The sequence below is a fragment of the Methylorubrum podarium genome, from assembly GCF_040270385.1.
Taxonomy (GTDB): Bacteria; Pseudomonadota; Alphaproteobacteria; order Rhizobiales; family Beijerinckiaceae; genus Methylobacterium; species Methylobacterium podarium.
This window is the reverse complement of sequence record NZ_JBELQE010000100.1, coordinates 1-18,370: the sequence shown is the minus strand read 5'-3', so window position 1 is coordinate 18,370 and position 18,370 is coordinate 1. Positions and strand designations below refer to the sequence as shown.

The following is an 18,370-nucleotide window of genomic DNA, read 5'->3' as shown; positions in this document are numbered from 1 at the left end:
GCGTTGCTCGCCGCCCTCACCGCGCTCCAGCAGGCCGACACCGCCTTCCCGAGCGGCAGCTTCGCCTTCTCCAACGGCCTCGAAGGCTTGGTCGCCGAGAACCCGGCCTTCGACGAGGCGGCGCTCGCCCGCACCGTCGCCGCCGCCCTGCGCTTCCGATGGGCCGAAACCGACCGGGTCGCGCTGATCCTCGCCCATCGCGCGGATCGGGCGATCGAGCGGCTCGCGGCCATCGACGCGGCGGTGGAGGCCGCCTCGCTCGCCGAGCCGATGCGGACCGGCAGCCGCCGCAACGGCGCCTCGCTGCTCGCCTCGCACAGCCGCCTCGGCACGCCGGGCGCCGCCGACCTCCGCGCCGCCGTGCGCGCGGGGCGGATGCTCGGGCACCTTCCCACCGTGCAGGGCGCGCTGTGGCCGGCGCTCGGCCTCGACGAGCGCAACGCGGCGTCGGTCTCCGGCTACCTCTTCGCCAGCGGCCTGACCTCGGCCGCGGTGCGGCTCGGCGCCATCGGGGCGATCGAGGCGCAGCGTGTGCTAGGGGGGGCACTGCCGCTGATCGCCGCGTTGCAGGAGCGGCCGGTGCCGGAGCCGGCGGACGCGATCGACCTCACCGGCTTCACCCCGCTGATCGAGATCGCCGCGATGCGCCAGGCCCAGGCCGAACTCCGCCTGTTCGCGAACTGAAAGGAGCCGAGCCGATGCTGCTCACGCCGACCGAGCTTGAACGGCTCACGATCTTCACCGCCGCCGAACTCGCCCGCAAGCGCCGCGCCCGGGGGCTCAAGCTCAACTACCCGGAGGCCGTGGCGATCATCACCGACGAGATCCTCGAGGGCGCCCGCGACGGGCGCTCCGTCGCCGACCTGATCGGCTGGGGCTCGACCATCCTGACGACCGGCGACGTGATGCCGGGGGTGGCCTCCATGATGCCGATCCTGCAGGTCGAGTGCGTCTTCCCCGACGGCACCAAGCTCGTGACCGTGCACGAGCCGATCCGCCCCGCGGAAGGGGCGGAGCCCGACACGCTCGAGCCCGGCGCGATCCTGCCGGCCGAGGGCGAGATCGAACTCGCCGCCGGCCGCCCGCGGGTGAGCCTCGAGGTCGTCAACACCGGCGACCGGCCGGTGCAGATCGGCTCGCACTACCACTTCTTCGAGGTCAACCGGGCGCTCGATTTCGACCGGGCGAAGGCGCTGGGCTTCCGCCTCGACATCCCGGCGGGCACGGCGGTGCGGTTCGAGCCGGGCCAGCGCAAGACGGTGACGCTCACCGGGTTCGGCGGCGCGAAAGAACTCACCGGCCTCAACAACCTGACGCAAGGGCGGCTCGACAGCGACGCGGCCCGCGCCGACGCGCTGGCCCGCGCCAAGGCCCGCGGCTTCAAGGGCGCCTGAGGGGAGACTGGGAACCATGGTCACGATCCCGAGGCGCGACTACGCCGCCCTCTACGGCCCCACCACTGGCGACGGCGTGCGGCTCGCCGACACCTCGCTCATCGCGGTGGTCGAGCACGACCACGCGGTCTACGGCGACGAGTGTCTGCACGGCGGCGGCAAGACGCTGCGCGACGGCATCGGCCTCGCCCCCGGCGTCACGGCGGCGCAGGGCGCGCTCGACTTCCTCCTCTGCAACGTCCTCGTGATCGATCCGGTGCTCGGCATCGTGAAGGGGGATCTCGGCATCAAGGACGGGCGCATCGTCGGCCTCGGAAAGGCCGGCAACCCGGCGATCATGGACGGGGTCGATCCGCGCCTGATCGTCTCGGCCGGCACCACGGTGCGCGATTGCGAGGGGCTGATCGCGACGCCCGGCGCCATCGACGTGCACGTCCACTTCGATTCCGCGGGGCTCCCCGACCACGCCATCGCCTCCGGCATCACCACGCTGCTGGGCGGCTCGCTCGGGCCGATCACCGTCGGCATCGATTCCGGCGGCCCGTTCAACACGGGAAAAATGCTCCAGGCGGCGGAAGCCTGGCCCGTCAATTTCGGATTTCTGGGCCGCGGCAACACCCACAAGCCGGCGGCCCTCAAGGAGCAGCTCGAGACCGGGGTGCTGGGCCTGAAGATCCACGAGGATTGGGGGGCGATGCCGGCGGCGATCGATTCCTGTCTCGCCTTCGCCGACGAGCACGATTTCCAGGTCCAGCTCCACACCGACACGCTGAACGAATCCGGCTTCGTGGAGGACACGCTGGCGGCGATCGGCGGGCGCACCATCCACATGTACCACACGGAAGGCGCCGGCGGCGGCCACGCGCCGGACATCATCCGCGTGGCGGGGCTGCCCCACTGCCTGCCCTCCTCGACGAACCCGACCAACCCCTACACGGTCAACACGTTCGACGAGCACCTCGACATGACGATGGTGTGCCACCACCTCAACCCGGCCCTGCCGGAGGACGTGGCCTTTGCCGAGAGCCGCATCCGCGCCCAGACCATCGCGGCGGAAGACGTGCTGCACGATATCGGCGCGATCTCCATGCTCGGCTCCGATAGCCAGGGCATGGGCCGCATCCACGAGGTGATCTGCCGGACATGGCAGCTCGCCTCCAAGATGAAGGACCAGCGCGGAAGCCTGCCGGAGGAGCGGCCGGGCTTCGGCGACAACGCGCGGATCAAGCGCTACATCGCGAAATACACGATCAACGCCGCGCGCACCTTCGGCATCCAGGAGCATATCGGCTCGCTGGAGACCGGCAAGATGGCCGACATCGTGATCTGGCGCCCGGCCTTCTTCGGCATCAAGCCGGAACTCGTGATCAAGGGCGGCTTCATCGCCTGGGGCGCCATGGGCGATTCCGCCGCCTCCCTGATGACCTGCGAGCCGATGCTGATGCGCCCGCAATGGGGCGCCTTCGGGCTCGCCAAGCAGGGGCTCTCGGCCTGCTTCGTCCACCCGCTCGCCATCGAGGGCGGGCTCCGCGAGAGCTTGGGCCTCCGCAAAAACCTGCTGCCGGCCCGCGGCACCCGCACGCTGACCAAGGCCGACATGCTCTGGAACGACGCCTGCCCGGAGATCCGGGTCGATCCGCAGACCTTCGAGGTCTTCGTGGACGGGGAACTCGCCACCTGCGAGCCCGCGACCGTCCTGCCGCTCGCCCAACGGTACATGCTGCGATGAGCGCTTCCCTCTCCCCTGCCCTGCCTCAGCCCGTCACCGCCGCCCGCATCGGCATCGGCGGCCCGGTCGGCTCAGGGAAGACCGCGCTGATCGAGCGTCTGATCCCGGCGCTTCAGGCCCGCGGGATCGATCTCGCGGTCGTCACCAACGACCTCGTCACCAAGGAGGATGCCGAGCGCCTGCGCCGCTCCGGGCTGATCGATCCGGCTCGCGTGGAGGCGGTGGAGGCCGGCGCCTGCCCGCACACCGTCATCCGCGAGGATCCCACCCTCAACATCGCCGCTGGCGACGATCTGGAGGCGAAGTTTCCGGGGCTCCAGCTCCTGATCTTCGAATCGGGGGGCGACAACCTCGCCTCGACCTTCTCCCTCGATCTCGTCGATTGGTGGATCTTCGTCATCGACGTGGCGGGCGGCGACGACATCCCGAGGAAGCGCGGCCCCGGGGTGCTGCGCTGCGACCTCCTCGTCATCAACAAGACCGATCTTGCGCCCCATGTCGGCGTCGATCTGCCCGGCATGCTGGCGGAGGCGGCGCGCGTCCGCGGCACGAAGCCCGTGGCCGCCACCAACGCCCGCTCCGGCGAGGGCGTCGAGGCGGTGGCCGACGCGATCTGCCGCGCCGTGCTGTTCGCGCCCTGATGGCCCTGTCGCTGGACGGCCTGCCCGAGACGCCCGCCCCGGCCGAGGCGGCCCCCGCGCCGGTCGGGCGCCGGGTGCGGGCCTCCCTGGTCTTCGCCCGCGGCGGCGGCACCACCGTGCTGTCGCGGCAGAATGTGCCCTACCCGTTCCACATCACCCGCGCCTTCCGGATGCATCCGGGAAGCCCGGACCTCGCCACGCTCTACCTGCAATCGGCCTCCGGCGGGCTCTATGCCGCCGACCATCTCACCCTCGACGTCGCGGCGCGGACGGGCGCGCGGGTCCACGTCACGACGCAGGCCGGCACGGTGGTGCATCGCGGCGGCCCGGAGCCCACGCGCCAGGAGACGCGGCTCACGATCGCCGCCGACGCCTTCCTCGCGCTCAATCCCGATCCGCTCATCCTGTTTCCCGACGCGCATCTCGCCATCTCGACCGAGATCACCGCCGAGCCGGGCGCCCGCGCCATCGTCACCGAGAGCGTGGCCTGCCACGATCCGCTCGGCCAGGGCCGGCCGTTCGACCGGCTCGATCTCGGCCTAACGATCCGGACGCCCGAGGGCCGCGCGCTGGTGCGGGAGCGCAGCCGCATCGACGGGGCGGCGTTCACCGGCCCGGACTCGCCGATGGGAGGCCACCGGGCCTACGGCACGATGGTCGTCCTCGGCGCGCCGGACGACGCCCGCCTCGCCGGTCCCCTGTTGCGGCAGGCATCGGACGCGGCCGGTTGCCTGACCGGGGTGAGCCCGCTGCCGAACGGGGCCGGGCTCGGCCTGCGCCTCCTCGCCCCGGACGGCGGCGCCCTCTCGGCCGGCATGGAGGCTTTGTTCCGCATCCTGTTCGCAGCCCTGAGCGGATGCGAGCCGGGGCGGCGGCGCAAGTAAAATAGTTCTCGAACGACCAGCGAGGCGGCAGATCGCGAGAAATATGGGCAGGCCGCCCAGCAATTCCCCTTGATGCAACTCGATTTCCTGAGACGAAATACGGGCCGGGGCACCGGCCTCGTCTGGCGGCATCAAGGCCGACATTCGAGCCGGTCTGCCGGACGACGTTCGAAGGATTTCGAGAAGACATGCGCTCGCGTGACCGAAACGATGCCCACTTCCATCTCCGCCGCCGCCTCCTCCTCGGCCTTGCCGCCTCGCCGCTGCTGACCGCCCTGCCCGGGCGCGCCTTCGCGCAGGCCGGCGCGGGCGCGCTCGCCGTCACCGACAAGGAGGTCACCGTCGGCATCCTGCACTCGCTGACCGGCACCATGGCGATCTCCGAGACCGGGACGACGCAGGGCGAGAAGCTCGCCATCGAGGAGATCAACGCGGCCGGCGGCGTGCTCGGGCGCCAGATCAAGATCATCCAGGAGGACGGTGCCTCCGATTGGCCGACCTTTGCCGAGAAGGCACGCAAGCTCGTCGTCAACGACCATTGCGCCGCGGTGTTCGGCTGCATGACCTCGGCCTCGCGCAAGGCGGTGCTGCCGGTCTTCGAGCAGTACAACGGTCTCCTCTACTATCCGACCTATTACGAGGGTCTGGAGCAGTCGAAGAACGTCATCTACACCGGCCAGGAGGCGACGCAGCAGACGCTGGCGGGCCTCGACTGGGTCGGCAAGGAGAAGGGGGCCAAGACCTTCTTCATGGTCGGCTCGGACTATATCTGGCCGCGCACCACCAACAAGATCGCCACCAAGCACATCACCAGCGTGCTGAAGGGCACGGTCGCGGGCGAAGAGTACTTCCCCCTCGGCCACACCCAGTTCAACTCGGTCATCAACAAGATCAAGCTGAAGAAGCCGGACGTGATCTTCTCGACCGTCGTCGGTGGCTCGAACGTGGCCTTCTACAAGCAGCTCAAGGCCGCCGGCATCGACCTCAAGAAGCAGACGCTCGTCACCGTCTCCGTCACCGAGGACGAGGTGGACGGCATCGGCGGCGAGAACATCGCCGACGCCTATACCTGCATGAAGTACTTCCAGTCGCTCAAGAACCCGGCCAACGAGAAGTTCGTCGCCGCCTTCAAGAAGCGCTGGGGCGAGAAGACCGTCATCGGCGACGCGACCCAGGCGGCCTACCTGAGCCCCTTCCTGTGGAAGGCGGCTGTCGAGAAGGCCGGCAGCTTCGAGATCGACCGGGTGATCGAGGCGTCGCCCGGCATCGAGATGAAGGATGCGCCGGAAGGCTCCGTGAAGGTCCACGAGAACCATCACCTCTGGTCGAAGACCCGCGTGGCGCGGGCGCGGGCGGACGGCCAGTTCGACGTGGTCTACGAGAGCCCGGACCTGATCGAGCCGAACCCGTTCCCGAAGGGGTACCAGTAGTTTTGACGGCCTCCTCTCCCCGCCGTGCGGGGAGAGGGGATGCGCACATGACTCGGCCGTTCCTCGGCGCCGGCCTCATCCCGTTTCCGGTTGATCACCTCGGGCTTGGCCCAACGCCGTCATCACGAGGCGAAGCCGAAGTGATCCAGGGCGCGACTTCTCCGGATAGGGCGCGCTCTGGATCGCCACGGCTTCGCCTCGCGATGACGGAGAAGGCACCGAAGCGATCAATCGGATGGCGTATCATACGGTTTCCGGTTGATTGGTTCGGTAAAGCCTGAACCCCGTCATTCCGGGGCGCTGAAGGCGAACCCGGAATCCACCCGTGATGCCACGCTGAGCCGCGCGTCACGGGTGGATCCCGGGTTCCGCTGCGCGGCCCCGGGATGACGGGGGAAGCAATACGGAGGATTCAAGCGGAACCGGCCTCACAGGTAGCTCAGCCCGGGCCACGCACTGCGCCGCTTCAGCCGCACCATCCAGAGGCAGGCGGGGTAGAGGGCGAGGGCGAAGGCCGCCGCGATCGGCCAGATCTGCCACGGCGCCCCCGCCTCGACCCGGCCCGAGGCTCCGGCGATGCCGAGGGAAGCGAGGCCGTCATAGACGAGGCGCAGGGCCCAGAGATGGGCGAGGTAGAAGAACAGCGGCGCCCCGCCGAAGGTGGCGAGCCAGCGCAGGCGTCCCTCTGGCACGCGCTCGAACAGCGCGAGCAGCAGCAGGCCGGGGCCGAGGGTGGCGAGCAGGAAATCGGCTGAGGGCGGGTACTTGGTGAGGTTGATGAAGGACAGGGCGCCCGCGAACCCGTCCTTGCCCGCCTGCCAGGGATGCGGATCGCCGTAGCCGTTGAGGCCGCGCAGGAGAAGGAAGACCGCGAGGCTCGCGAGGCCGAGGGCGACGAGGCGTCGGCGGCGTACGGCCGGGTCGGAACCGGGGGCGTAGAGCGGCCCGAGCGCGTAGCCCGCGGCGATGACGCCGATCCAGGGCAGGACCGGATAGGAGGTGCGCGCGGCGCCCCAGGGCAGCGGGATCATCCCGCGCTGATGCAGCACCGCCCAGAGCGCGTAGCCCGGCTGGTCGGGCGTGAGCACGAGGCCGTCGAGGGCGTTGTGGCCGAGCATGATCGCCAGCGCCGCGCCGATCAGAACGGGGCGCGGCAGCCAGAGCAGGGCGGCGAGCGCCAGCATGCTGAGCCCGATCGCCCAGATCACCTGAAGGTAGAGGACCGGCGGCAGCAGGCTGCCCGTCCAGGCGAGGTTCACCAGGGTGACTTCGAGGACGACCAGGAACAGCCCGCGCTTGACGAGGAAGGCGGAGGTCGCCGCCCGGCTGCCGTGCTTCTGCCCGTAGAGGCTCGCCGAGAGCCCCGTCAGCAGCAGAAAGGCCGGCGCGCAGAGATGCGAGGCGGCCCGCGTCAGGAACAGGTCCGGCGGCGTCGCCGCGAGGTTGACCGGGTCGGTCACCTGGGCGTGCAGGTAGAAGAACTCGCGCACGTGATCGACGAGCATCAAGAGCATCACCAGCCCGCGCAGGGCGTCGATGGCGCCGATGCGGGTGCGCGGAACCGGGGCGGCGTCCGACCGGGCCATCATCAGAACCGCACCGTCAGCGTGCCGGTGACGCGCCGGGGCGAGCCGGGATAGACCCGGAAGCGGTTGAGCGAACTCTCGTAATACTCGGTGTCGAACACGTTCTCGACGTTCAGCCCGAAGCGGAAGTTCTCGTAGCGGTAATAGGCGAGCGCATCGACCGCGATATAGGCCGGCAGCGAGAAGCTGTTGGCCGCGTCCGCTGCCCGCTCGCCGACGCCGCGCACGCCGCCGCCGATCCCGAGCCCGTTCCACGGGCCGGCCTGCACCTCGTGCACGGCGAGCAGGCTGCCGGAGTGGCGCGGCACGTTGATGAGCGGCGTGCCCACCGGCAGCACGTTGTCCTTGGTCACGAAAGCGTCGGCGTAGACGTAACCCGCCAGGATCTTGATCTCCGGCGTGATCTGGCCGGCGGCGGTCAGTTCGAAGCCTTCGCTCCTCACCGCGCCGGCGGCGAGCGAGAAGGCCGTGTTGTTGGGATCGGGCGTCAGCACGTTCTCCCGATCGACCCGGAAGGCGGTGGCGGTGAGCGCCAGGGCGCCCCCGTAGAGGTCGATCTTGGTCCCGACCTCGTAGCCGATGCCGGTCTCCGGCGCGAACGGTCCCGAGAGCGCCACGGCCGCCGCGTCGGGGCCGATATTCGGCCGGAAGCTGGTGCCGACATTGGCGAAGAGGGCGAGTTCGGGCGTCGGCTGGTAGACCAGGCCCGCCCGCGGGGTCGCCGCGAAATAGGTCTGATCGACCTGGGAGCGCGGGATGCGCTCGCGGAACGACTGCTCGAAGAAGTCGAACCGCACGCCGACCAGCGCCTTCCATTCCGGGCTCAAGGCGATCTGGTCCTGCGCGTAGAGGGCGGTGTTGGTGATCCGCTCCAGGTTGTTGCGCGGGATGGTGAGCGGCGGCAGCGGCTGGCCGTAGCGCGGATCGTCGATGTCGATGGCGTAGGGGCTCGTGCGGAAGTTCGAGCGGTTGTAGACGACCCGGCTGTCGGTGCTCTCGCGCTCGAAGCCGAGCAGCAGTGTGTGGCCGATGCCGGCGGTGTCGAAGCGCCCGACCACCTCCGCCTGGCCGATCGCCGTGTCCCAGCGGTAGTCGCGCAGGTTCCGGTCGCGCGAGACGGTGCGGTTGTCGGCGGCGATGGCACGGATCTCGGCGGATTCGCCCTCCAGCGTGCCGGTGTTGAAGTGGGTGGCGAGCCGCATCTGCCAGTCGGCGTTGAAGCGGTGATCGACCCGCACCTGCATCGTGTTGCTGGTCTGGTACGTGCTCTGGCCCGGCTCGCCGAGGAAGCGCGAGATCGGAAGAACCCCGAGCCGCCCGTCGAGGGCGATGACACCGCGGTCGAACACGATGCGGTTGCGCAGGAACTCGGTCTCGACGGTGATCCGGGTGTCCGGCGTGATCTGCCAGCTCAGGACGGGGGCCACCAGCAGCCGGTCGCCGTCCACGAAATCGCGGAAACTGCCCTGGCGGCCGGCGGCGAGGTTGAAGCGGTAGAGGAGCGTGCCCTCCTCGTTCAGCGCGCCGCCGGAATCGACCGTGCCGCGGACCTGTCCGAACGAACCCCACAGCCCGCCCATCTCCACGAAGCGCTCGCGCGTGGGCTGCTTGGTGACGATGTTGACGAGGCCGCCGGGATCGCTGCGCCCGAACAGGCCGCTGCCGGGGCCTTTCAGCACCTCGATGCGCTCGACGTTCTGCGTGTCCGGCGGGGGCGGCGTGCCGCGGTTGAGCGGAAAGCCGTTCTTGTAGATCTCGGAGGTGGTGACGCCGCGGATGGCGTAGCTGAAGACGGAGAGGCCGCCGAAATTGTTCTGCTGCGCCACGCCCGGCGTGTAGTTGAAGACGCGATCGACACGGGTCGCCGCGAGATCGGTGATGACCTCCCGGGGCGCGACGGTGACGACCTGGGGCACGTCGCGCTGGGGCGTGTCGGTCCGCGTCGCACTCACCGCCCGGTCGGCGCGGTAGCCCGGCGTCGGGCCGATCAGGCCGATCGTGCCGGACGCCGCCGTCCGGCCGTCCGGTGCGCCGTTGCCGACGCCGTTGCCCTGGCCGCGCCCCTCTCCCTCGACCGCCAACTCGTCCAGGGTGACCGAATCCTGTGCCCGCGCCTCCGCGCCGGGCAGGCCGGCGCAGAGCAGCGCGGCCAGCATCCAGCGCGGGCGCCGGGCCGGCCTTCCATCGATGACGGCGTACAGGCTCGTCCGAACTCTCACAGGGCGCGCTCTGGCTGTTCGGACGCGGGCCCGAGCGGATGCCGGGCCGGACGCGCGCTGGGGAACGCGCTCGCCGATCAGGCACGCCGCCGGAACACCCCGTCCGGGGGACATCGTCGTGCCGAGGCAGGTCTCCTGGCTCACGGGTCAGCGCCCCCGTCGCGGCCTTCCCGGTGCATGGCACCAGTGACCATCGGTGACGGGAACTCACCGCTCACAGTTGCGGGGGCAGCTTCGGCGTCGCGCGAACCGGCTTACCGAATTCCCTCTTAGCCCTCGGACATCCGCCCAAGGGAACCTTGGCAGGCGTACCTTCGCTGCGATGCGGCGAAGGGTCAACACGCGGCGGCGCGGAATGTAACAACGTTACACAGCCTGTGACCCGCGGGGCACGATGCGGCATCGGGCGGAGAGAGCTCGGTCTCGACGCGGCAGCGTTGGCCGTCATCCCGGCTGTCCGCCACGGCTGAACCTGACGTTCAGCGGCAAAGCTTTTTGACAGGAGGTGGCTGCGATTTAGGCAAGATTAACCAAGATCCCGTTCAATGAGGAAAGGCTTAAGGTTGATCATTCCCTAATCGGCGAAGCCATCTCGATCGTCGTTCTGGCACAGAGAGGCCGGGAAGACGGTGAGAGGCCGTGCGGGATCCGCGTTGTCGAGTACCGCCCGAATGGACATCGCCGAGCTCGTTCAGAGTCGCTCCGCCCGGCCCGTCGTCCGCCGTCGGCGCGGGCCGCCCCTCGCGGCGCTCGCGCTCACCGCCCTCGGCGGCCTCGCCCTGGCCGGCCTGCTGCAACCGCAGGAGACCGCCGCGCCCTCGCCCGCACAGACCGCGCAGGTCTCGGGCGAGGCCGAACCGGCGGACGCCGCGCCGGCCGCGCCCGGCGCCCTGGCCTGGATGCTCGACCCCGCGCCCGTCCTCGACACGGCCGGAAGCGGCTTCGTCCGACAGGCGCCGAAGGCCGTCGCCTTCCGGGCTCCGACCGCGCCGGAACCGCCCGTGACGCTCGCCGCCCTCCCCGCGGATCAATCTGTCGACATCGCGCCCTCCGCCGCGCCGCGCCCGGCCGCGCCGACGGCCCGCGTCGCGCTCACCGTGCCGCTGCCGATGCGGCGCCCCGAGGAATTCCGCTTCGAGCCGCGGACGCAGACCGCCCGGGCCGCGTCGAACCGGATCGCCACGGCACGCGCCTCCACCGAGCCGACCCGCAGCGTGTTCAGCGCCGCGGTGACCGACGACCGCTCCTTCTTCGAGAAGATGTTCGACCTGCCCGGCTCGGCGCCGGCCGCGTCCTCGAACAAGGCGATGGCCTATGCCGGGCTCGACAGCGGCGCGGTCGACTCGGCCGCGCGGCGCCGCGTCGTGCCGGGCCCGGTCTCGGAGCCGGGCGTCGCCGTCTACGACATCAGCGCCGCCACCGTGACCCTGCCGAGCGGCGAGGTGCTGGAGGCCCATTCCGGCCTCGGCGTCGCCCAGGACAACCCGGACTACGTCCACGTCCGGATGCGCGGGGCCACCCCGCCCGGCGTCTACGACCTGCGGGAGCGCGAGGCCCTGTTCCACGGCGTGCGGGCGATCCGCCTCAACCCGGTCGGCGGCTCGGCCGCCATCCACGGGCGCGACGGCATCCTCGCCCACACCTACATGCTCGGCCCGAGCGGCGCCTCGAACGGCTGCGTCGTGTTCAAGAACTACACCCGCTTCCTTCAGGCCTACCTGCGCGGCGAGGTCCGGCGCCTGGTCGTGGTCCCCGGCACCGCCCCCGGCGTCTTCGCCAACCGGCGCAGCGCCACGCCGCGGCGCTCGGCCTCCGCCGCGGATTGAGGGATTCCAAAGGGGTCACCTCCTTTGGCGGGGTGTTGGGGCAGCGCCCCAACGTTCCTCCACCAGGGCTCCGCCCCGGACCTGCGAAAGGACTTGTCCTTTCGAAACCTCTGACTTCGGCCGCTGCGAGCCCGTCAGCCCTTCGTGACCGGCTTGATCTTGAGCTGGTCGATCGCCCAGCGCCACGTGCCGTCCGGCTGCCGCCGGGCCGACTCGACCGAGAGCGCGCCGTTCGGCAGGCGTGCGAAGGTGAGCGCGAGGTCGCCGTTGCGGATCGCCGGAAGCGTCTCGGGCTCGGGAAAGTCCGACTTGCGGGCGAGCAGGTCCGTGTAGAAGCGGCGGATCTCGTCGTGGCCCGTCGCCACGATCTCGCCCGCGGCGACCACCGCCGCCGGCTCGTACAGGGCGACCAGCCCCTCGGCGTCGCCGGCATTGGCCCGCTCGTGGAAGAGCCGGGCCAGATCCTCGGGCTCCCGCGCCACGTCCCGCTGCGTCTCGCTCATCGCTCGTTCCTCCCTGTTCGTGTCAGGCGCGTCTATTTCAGGCGGTTGCCGAGACCGTCCCGCACCGAGACCGCCACCGGAACACCGGCCTTGACGCTCTCGGACACGGTGCAGAACTGCTCGAACTGGCCGAGCACCCGGTCGAGCCGGTCCAACGACTCGGCGGGCGCGCCGAGGGCGATGTCGACCTCGATGCCGACGAGGCGCAGGCGGCCGTCCGCGTTGCGGGCCACCCGCCCGATCGCCTCGGCGCTCACGCCGCCGCCCTCCTGCCGGTACTTGCCGAGGGCGAAGGCGAGGCTCGCGCACAGGCAATTGCTCACGGCGGCGATCAGCACCTGCTCCGGCGAGGGGCCGGTGCCGCCGCCGATCGGTTCCGGCTCGTCCGTCAGGAGCGGCGCGAAGGCTTCGCCGAACTCGATCCGGAAGGCGTAGGCCTCGATCTGTCGGATCTTGATGCTGTGCTTGCCCGACATCGCGGCCTCCTCGCCTCCCTTACAACGGCCCCACCGCGATCTCGTTCGCGCCGGGCGGGGCGTCTTGACCTGCCATTCGTCTCTGGTATACCAGATGCCAATAGGTGAGCCACCGGAAAGAGCGGCCACGATCCGGGAAGCCAAGGAGGCAGCGCCTGCCATGACTCGAAGCGGCATCCTCGACAGACAACCCGTTTCTTCGCTCGCCCAGCGGTTCGTCGGCTAACCGACGGCAAGATGGGGAGGCGATGGATGGCCCAATCGCAGACCTTCGACACATCCGGGCTCGTCGCGGCGATCGGTGACGCGGTGGTGATCTCCGACGCGGACGGGCGGATCGTCACTTGGAATCCCGCCGCCGAGCGGATCTTCGGCTTCTCGGAAGCCGAGGCGCTGGGCGAGACCCTCGATCTCATCACCCCGGAGCGCCACCGCAAGCGCCACTGGGACGGCTACGCGAAGACGATGCGGACGGGTGAGACCCGCTACGGCACGTCGCTGCTCAAGGTGCCCGCCCTGCACAAGGACGGACGCGCACTTTCCATCGCCTTCACCGTCGCGCTGCTGCACGGCGCGGAGGGCGAGGTCACCGGCATCGCCGCGATCATCCGCGACGAGACCGAGCGCTTCCAGGAGGAGCGCACCCTGCGCCGCCGCGTGGCGGAACTGGAGGAGGCTCTGGGAACCCTGGTCTGCGCCTGAGGCGGAGGCCGAAGCACGAGAGCCACGTGATTCAGCGATATTACTGAAAGTATATTTTCAACTTTCAACAACGACCCACACGAAGTCGAAAGAGGGAGAAAAACCAAGATGACCCAGCCGCTCGAAGGCATCCGAATCATCGATTTCACGCACGTCCAGGCGGGTCCCGCCTGCACCCAGCTCCTGGCCTGGTTCGGAGCGGACGTGATCAAGGTCGAGCGTCCGGGCTCCGGCGACGTGACGCGCAACCAGCTCCGCCACGTCGAGGACGCGGATGCGCTCTACTTCACGATGCTCAACTCCAACAAGCGTTCGCTGACGCTCGACACCAAGACGCCGCAGGGCAAGGAAGTCCTGGAGAAGCTGATCCAAGAGTCCGACGTGATGGTCGAGAATTTCGGCCCCGGCGCCCTCGACCGCATGGGCTTCACCTGGGCCCGCATCCAGGAGCTCAACCCGGGCATGATCCTCGCCTCGGTGAAGGGCTTCTCCGACGGCCACCACTACGAGGACCTGAAGGTCTACGAGAACGTGGCGCAGTGCGCCGGCGGCGCCGCCTCGACCACGGGCTTCTGGGACGGTCCCCCCACCGTGTCGGCCGCCGCGCTCGGTGACTCCAACACCGGCATGCACCTCGCCATCGGCATCCTCACGGCGCTCCATGCCAAGAACAAGACCGGCAAGGGCCAGAAGGTCGCCGTGTCGATGCAGGACTCGGTGATCAACCTCTGCCGCGTGAAGCTGCGCGACCAGCAGCGCCTCGACGCCATCGGCTACCTCGAGGAGTACCCGCAGTACCCGCACGGCGAGTTCTCGGACGTGGTGCCGCGCGGCGGCAACGCGGGCGGCGGCGGCCAGCCGGGCTGGGTGCTCAAGTGCAAGGGCTGGCAGACCGACCCGAACGCCTACATCTACTTCACGATCCAGGGTCACGCCTGGGCCCCGATCTGCAAGGCCCTCAACAAGCCCGAGTGGATCGACGATCCGGCCTACAACACCGCCCGCGCCCGCCAGGACAAGATCTTCGAGATCTTCGCCTTCATCGAGGATTGGCTGGCCGACAAGACCAAGTTCGAGGCCGTCGACATCCTGCGCAAGTTCGACATCCCCTGCTCGCCGGTCCTCTCCATGAAGGAGATCGCCGCCGATCCGTCGCTGCGCGCCAGCGGCACCATCGTCGAGGTTCCGCATCCGAAGCTCGGCTCCTACCTGACGGTCGGAAGCCCGATCAAGTTCTCGGACATGAAGGTCGACATCAAGGCGTCGCCGCTTCTCGGTGAGCACACCGACGAGGTTCTCGCCGCCCTCGGCTACAGCCCCGAGCAGATCGCCGCGATGCACGAGGCCCGCGCGGTCTGACCTGAGATCGCGGCTGCCCCGGTCGACCGGGGCAGCCGGGACCGAATGGCCGGTTCCCGCCGGCCATGTTTCTCCCGGGACGGGGCATCGCCCCGGGAGCGCTTGACCGGGCATGGTGCCCGGGTTTTTTCCTCCTCCGATGACTTTCCCGGGCCGACTCCGTCGGTCCGGCTTTTCTGTCCGGAGCATCGTCTCGAAAGTCGGCTTTCGGCGAGAGACGGTGGGAAACATGAGGACCGAGCGCCCGCCGCCGCGGTGCGTCTCTTCCTTCGCCTCGACCCTGCGGTGCCCTGCCGGTGAAGCGACCGTTGACTCCTTTTCTGCGCCGATTCCTGCCCGAGCAGGGCCCCGTCAGCCTCCGCGAGCGGGTTCGCGCCGCCTGCGGCGCCCTGGCCGGCCTCCTCGCCACCGGGCTCGTCGCCCGCGCCGCCCTCGGGACCGGCACCGAACTGCCGGCGCTGATCGCGCCGATGGGCGCCTCGGCGGTGCTGCTCTTCGCCGTCCCGGCGAGCCCGCTGGCCCAGCCCTGGTCGATCTTCGGCGGAAACCTCGTCGCCTCGCTCGTCGGCGTCACCGCCGCCCTGCTCGTCCACGATCCCCTCGTGGCCGCCGCGATCGCCGGGGCCGGGGCCATCGCCGTGATGATGGTCCTGCGCTGCCTGCACCCGCCGAGCGGCGCCGTGGCGCTCACCGCCGTGCTGGGCGGCCCGGCGATCCACGATCTCGGCTACGGCTTCGTGCTGTGGCCGGTGGGCGTCAACACGCTGATCATCCTCGGCGTGGCGATCCTGTTCAACAACCTGACCGGCCGTTCCTACCCGCACGCGGCGCAGGCCGCGGCCGCCGTCCCGGCGCGGTCGAGCCGCTTCGGGCTGAGCTCGGCCGACATCGATGCGGCGCTCGAGGATTACGATCAGGTGCTCGACATCGGGCGCGGCGATCTCGAGGCGCTGCTGCGGCGCGCCCAGCTCAGCGCCGTGATGCGCCGCTCCGGCCCGACGACCTGCGCCTCGATCCTGACCCGCGACGTGGTCGGCATCGCCCCCGAAGCCCCCTTGCACGAAGCGCTCGCCCTGCTGCGGCGCCATCACATCAAGATGCTGCCCGTCACCGACGAGAGCGCGCGGATCATCGGCGTCCTCACCCAGACCGACCTGATGGACAAGACGGAGTGGGATGCGCGCGGGCCCCGTCTCGGCCTCGCCCGGCGCTTTCAGCTGACGCTCGGCCGGGGCCGCGCCCCGCATGGCTGCGCCGCCGACGTGATGACGACCGAGGTCGAGAGCCTGCGCCCGGAGATGTCGCTGGCCCAGGTCGCGGCGCGGATGGCCCAGAGCGGCCACCACCACCTGCCCGTGGTGGGGCCGGAGGGGCGCCTGATGGGCGTCGTCTCCCAGAGCGACCTCGTCGCCGCGCTGCTGACCGAGGCCGCCGCCGGCGACGACACGCCCCGCGGGACCGCGCCGACCGACGGCGCCGACCGGCTGCCGGCAGGCCTTGCCGCCGGCATCGCCTAGTGCATCGATGACCGGGCGCCTCGTCCTGGATCCGATATCCAGGACGAGGCGCCGGACCCCGTTCAGGCGAAGAAGTCCCCGAGGAAGAAATCGACCGCCTGGGCCACCACGTCCGGGTTGTAGGCGTGCGGGCCGTCATATTCGACGTAGGTGACGTCGTAGCCCGCCCCTTTCAGCAGACGGGCATGGGTGCGGGCGCTGCGGTCGATCCCGATCTGCTCGTCGCGGGTCCCGTGCGACAGGAAGATCCTGGGGGCGCCGGCCTGCACCTGCACCGACATGAAACCGGCCGAGGACACGATCAGGTGGCTGACCCGGTCGCCGTTGGTGAGCCCGAGCGACAGGGCGTAGCTGCCGCCGTCCGAGTGGCCGGCGAAGGCGAGGTGGCGGGGATCGATCAGGAAGCGGTCGGCGACCTCGGCGAGCGCCCGGTCGAGCCGTTCCCGGTCGGGCCCGTTGCCGGCGATCACCAGATCCCAGGTCGGGTGGAGCGATTGCGGCGCGAGCAGCAGGAAGCCGCGCTTCTGCGCGTGCGTCTCCAGCATCGGCAGGATCTTCTCGGCACTGCCGCCGCCGCCGTGGAACAGCACCACCAGGGGCGTCGGCAGGCGCGCATCGATGTGCTCGGGCACGCGGATCAGCGCGTCGCGGGTCTCGAACAGGCCGAGCGCGTGGCGGCCGGGGGGAAGCGGCGGCTTGGTCGGCAGCCGCGGCAGGAAGGCGAGACGGCCGGCGAGACGGGGATCGAGGGGCGCGTTCGGGTCGGTCGCGGAGGACATCGGATGCATCCCTGGTGGCCCTCACTTGAACGCCGGCGTTCCGGAGCGCGAGTCCCCTCCCCGCAGGGAGGAGCGCGCACCGGCTGGCGCAGCGGGCGATTCGGCGTGCGGGCTGGGCCTTGAAACGAAGAAGACCGCGGCGCCTTTCGGCACCGCGGTCCGGTTCAGTCGCGCGGAGACGCCAAGCGGCGTCAGGCGCCCTTCTTCTTCAGCGTGCTCTGCGGGTTGAGGCTGCCGATATTGCCGCTCTCGCTGCCGGCGGCCGGGTCGATCACCGCGTTGATGAGGGTCGGCTTGCCGGAATCCATCGCTTCATCGACGGCCCGCTTCAGCTCGTCCGGCGTGGTGACGTTCACGCCGACGCCGCCGAAGGCTTCCATCATCTTGTCGTAGCGGGAATCCTTGACGAAGACGGTGGTGCCGGGATCGCGGCCGGTCGGATCGATGTCGGTGCCGCGGTAGATGCCGTTGTTGTTGAAGATCACGATGCAGACCGGCAGCTCGTAGCGGCAGACGGTCTCCACCTCCATGCCGGAGAAGCCGAAGGCCGAGTCGCCCTCGACCGCCAGCACCGGCTTGCCGGTCTCGACGGCGGCCGCGACGGCGAAGCCCATGCCGATGCCCATCACGCCCCAGGTGCCGACGTCCAGGCGCTTGCGCGGCTGGTACATGTCGATGATGCCGCGGGCGAGGTCGAGGGTGTTGGCGCCCTCGTTGACGAGGATCGCGTCGGGACGCTCCTTGATGACGGTGCGCAGCGCGCCCAGAGCCGAGTGGAAGTCCATCGGCGAGGTGTTCTTCATCAGCTTCGGAGCCATCTTGGCGATATTCGCCTCGCGCTTCGAGCGGATGGTCTCGAGCCAGTTCTGCGGCGCGCCCTTCCAGTCCTTGCGGATGCCGTCGAGCAGCGCCTCGACGCAGGAGCCGATGTCGCCGACCATCGGGGCGGCGATCTCGACGTTCGAGTCCATCTCGCGCGGCTCGATGTCGATCTGGATGAAGCGCTTGGAGCCGGGCTCACCCCAGGTCTTGCCCTTGCCGTGCGAGAGCAGCCAGTTCAGGCGCGCGCCGACCAGGACGACGACGTCGGAATCCTTGAGCGCGGTGGAGCGCGCGGCACCCGCCGAGAGCGGATGGGTGTCGGGCAGCAGGCCCTTGGCCATGCTCATCGGCACGTAGGGGATGCCGCTCTCCTCGATGAGCGCGCGCACCGCCTCGTCGGCCTGGGCGTAGGCCGCGCCCTTGCCGAGGATGATCAGCGGACGCTCGGCCGACTTCAGCAGGTCCAGCGCCCGGGCGACGGAGGCGGGGGCCGGGATCTGGGC

At 70.1% G+C, this 18,370-nt stretch carries 16 protein-coding genes and 1 riboswitch; of the genes, 10 read left to right on the top strand and 6 right to left on the bottom strand.

The genetic code is table 11. The features are described 5' to 3' along the window. Positions 1-3 precede the first annotated feature (3 nt). From ABS772_RS19500 to urtA, 6 genes are all read left to right on the top strand, one after another. Positions 4-684 (top strand): urease accessory protein UreF, encoded by a 681-nt coding sequence (locus tag ABS772_RS19500; RefSeq protein WP_350396450.1) that lies wholly within the window; start codon positions 4-6, stop codon positions 682-684. 14 nt (positions 685-698) lie between these two features. Further along, positions 699-1,394 carry an urease subunit gamma gene (locus ABS772_RS19495; RefSeq protein ID WP_238257213.1) on the top strand — a complete coding sequence of 232 codons (696 nt, stop codon included), beginning with the start codon at positions 699-701 and terminating at the stop codon, positions 1,392-1,394. A 16-nt stretch (positions 1,395-1,410) separates the two neighbouring features. After that, positions 1,411-3,123 carry an urease subunit alpha gene (gene ureC / locus ABS772_RS19490; protein ID WP_350396449.1) on the top strand — a complete coding sequence of 571 codons (1,713 nt, stop codon included), beginning with the start codon at positions 1,411-1,413 and terminating at the stop codon, positions 3,121-3,123. Then, positions 3,120-3,764 (top strand): urease accessory protein UreG, encoded by a 645-nt coding sequence (ureG, locus tag ABS772_RS19485; RefSeq protein WP_238257215.1) that lies wholly within the window; start codon positions 3,120-3,122, stop codon positions 3,762-3,764. The genes ureC and ureG overlap by 4 nt, the downstream gene beginning before the upstream one ends. Then, positions 3,764-4,648, top strand: coding sequence for an urease accessory protein UreD (locus ABS772_RS19480; protein WP_350396448.1), 885 nt, complete (start codon positions 3,764-3,766; stop codon positions 4,646-4,648). Before ureG ends, ABS772_RS19480 begins: the two co-directional genes overlap by 1 nt. A gap of 188 nt (positions 4,649-4,836) precedes the next feature. Continuing rightward, a complete protein-coding gene (gene urtA, locus ABS772_RS19475; RefSeq protein WP_238257217.1) occupies positions 4,837-6,078 on the top strand; it encodes an urea ABC transporter substrate-binding protein in 1,242 nt (413 codons plus the stop codon). A gap of 428 nt (positions 6,079-6,506) precedes the next feature. Here urtA and ABS772_RS19470 read toward each other — a convergent pair whose 3' ends face one another. Continuing rightward, a complete protein-coding gene (locus tag ABS772_RS19470) occupies positions 6,507-7,667 on the bottom strand; it encodes a DUF1624 domain-containing protein (protein WP_350396447.1) in 1,161 nt (386 codons plus the stop codon). Beyond that, positions 7,667-9,883, bottom strand: coding sequence for a TonB-dependent siderophore receptor (locus ABS772_RS19465; RefSeq protein WP_350396446.1), 2,217 nt, complete (start codon positions 9,881-9,883; stop codon positions 7,667-7,669). The genes ABS772_RS19470 and ABS772_RS19465 overlap by 1 nt, the downstream gene beginning before the upstream one ends. 108 nt (positions 9,884-9,991) lie before the next feature. After that, positions 9,992-10,200, bottom strand: a riboswitch (cobalamin riboswitch). A gap of 354 nt (positions 10,201-10,554) precedes the next feature. On the opposite strand from ABS772_RS19465, the gene ABS772_RS19460 reads away from it, so the two are divergent. Then, entirely contained in the window at positions 10,555-11,709 is a 1,155-nt protein-coding gene (locus tag ABS772_RS19460) for a DUF2778 domain-containing protein (protein ID WP_350396445.1), read from the top strand. A 134-nt stretch (positions 11,710-11,843) separates the two neighbouring features. Here ABS772_RS19460 and ABS772_RS19455 read toward each other — a convergent pair whose 3' ends face one another. Continuing rightward, positions 11,844-12,212 carry a YybH family protein gene (locus ABS772_RS19455; protein WP_350396444.1) on the bottom strand — a complete coding sequence of 123 codons (369 nt, stop codon included), beginning with the start codon at positions 12,210-12,212 and terminating at the stop codon, positions 11,844-11,846. Between the two features lie 32 nt (positions 12,213-12,244). Then, positions 12,245-12,688: an OsmC family protein gene (locus ABS772_RS19450; protein WP_350396443.1), complete on the bottom strand. Its 444-nt coding sequence runs from the start codon at positions 12,686-12,688 to the stop codon at positions 12,245-12,247. A gap of 252 nt (positions 12,689-12,940) precedes the next feature. On the opposite strand from ABS772_RS19450, the gene ABS772_RS19445 reads away from it, so the two are divergent. The 3 genes from ABS772_RS19445 to ABS772_RS19435 all read left to right on the top strand — a co-directional run bounded on the left by ABS772_RS19445 (position 12,941) and on the right by ABS772_RS19435 (position 16,266). After that, positions 12,941-13,390 (top strand): PAS domain-containing protein, encoded by a 450-nt coding sequence (locus tag ABS772_RS19445; RefSeq protein WP_238255413.1) that lies wholly within the window; start codon positions 12,941-12,943, stop codon positions 13,388-13,390. A 108-nt stretch (positions 13,391-13,498) separates the two neighbouring features. Then, positions 13,499-14,749 carry a formyl-CoA transferase gene (gene frc / locus ABS772_RS19440; protein ID WP_238255412.1) on the top strand — a complete coding sequence of 417 codons (1,251 nt, stop codon included), beginning with the start codon at positions 13,499-13,501 and terminating at the stop codon, positions 14,747-14,749. A gap of 308 nt (positions 14,750-15,057) precedes the next feature. Then, positions 15,058-16,266 (top strand): HPP family protein, encoded by a 1,209-nt coding sequence (locus tag ABS772_RS19435; RefSeq protein WP_350396442.1) that lies wholly within the window; start codon positions 15,058-15,060, stop codon positions 16,264-16,266. A 62-nt stretch (positions 16,267-16,328) separates the two neighbouring features. On the opposite strand, the gene ABS772_RS19430 is transcribed toward ABS772_RS19435, so the two are convergent. Both ABS772_RS19430 and oxc read right to left on the bottom strand, forming a co-directional pair. Then, on the bottom strand, positions 16,329-17,045 hold the full coding sequence (locus ABS772_RS19430; protein ID WP_238255410.1) for an alpha/beta hydrolase: 717 nt from the start codon (positions 17,043-17,045) through the stop codon (positions 16,329-16,331). A 191-nt stretch (positions 17,046-17,236) separates the two neighbouring features. Continuing rightward, positions 17,237-18,370, bottom strand: a 1,134-nt coding sequence (oxc, locus tag ABS772_RS19425; protein WP_350396440.1) for an oxalyl-CoA decarboxylase, incomplete at its 5' end; no start/stop codon positions are given.

Coding starts and splice junctions, on each gene's coding strand:
- ABS772_RS19495 (WP_238257213.1), top strand. CDS start 699: ATGCTGCTCACGCCGACCGAGCTTGAACGGCTCACGATCTTCACCGCC.
- ureC (WP_350396449.1), top strand. CDS start 1,411: ATGGTCACGATCCCGAGGCGCGACTACGCCGCCCTCTACGGCCCCACC.
- ureG (WP_238257215.1), top strand. CDS start 3,120: ATGAGCGCTTCCCTCTCCCCTGCCCTGCCTCAGCCCGTCACCGCCGCC.
- ABS772_RS19480 (WP_350396448.1), top strand. CDS start 3,764: ATGGCCCTGTCGCTGGACGGCCTGCCCGAGACGCCCGCCCCGGCCGAG.
- urtA (WP_238257217.1), top strand. CDS start 4,837: ATGCGCTCGCGTGACCGAAACGATGCCCACTTCCATCTCCGCCGCCGC.
- ABS772_RS19470 (WP_350396447.1), bottom strand. CDS start 7,667: ATGATGGCCCGGTCGGACGCCGCCCCGGTTCCGCGCACCCGCATCGGC.
- ABS772_RS19460 (WP_350396445.1), top strand. CDS start 10,555: ATGGACATCGCCGAGCTCGTTCAGAGTCGCTCCGCCCGGCCCGTCGTC.
- ABS772_RS19455 (WP_350396444.1), bottom strand. CDS start 12,212: ATGAGCGAGACGCAGCGGGACGTGGCGCGGGAGCCCGAGGATCTGGCC.
- ABS772_RS19450 (WP_350396443.1), bottom strand. CDS start 12,688: ATGTCGGGCAAGCACAGCATCAAGATCCGACAGATCGAGGCCTACGCC.
- ABS772_RS19445 (WP_238255413.1), top strand. CDS start 12,941: ATGGCCCAATCGCAGACCTTCGACACATCCGGGCTCGTCGCGGCGATC.
- frc (WP_238255412.1), top strand. CDS start 13,499: ATGACCCAGCCGCTCGAAGGCATCCGAATCATCGATTTCACGCACGTC.
- ABS772_RS19430 (WP_238255410.1), bottom strand. CDS start 17,045: ATGTCCTCCGCGACCGACCCGAACGCGCCCCTCGATCCCCGTCTCGCC.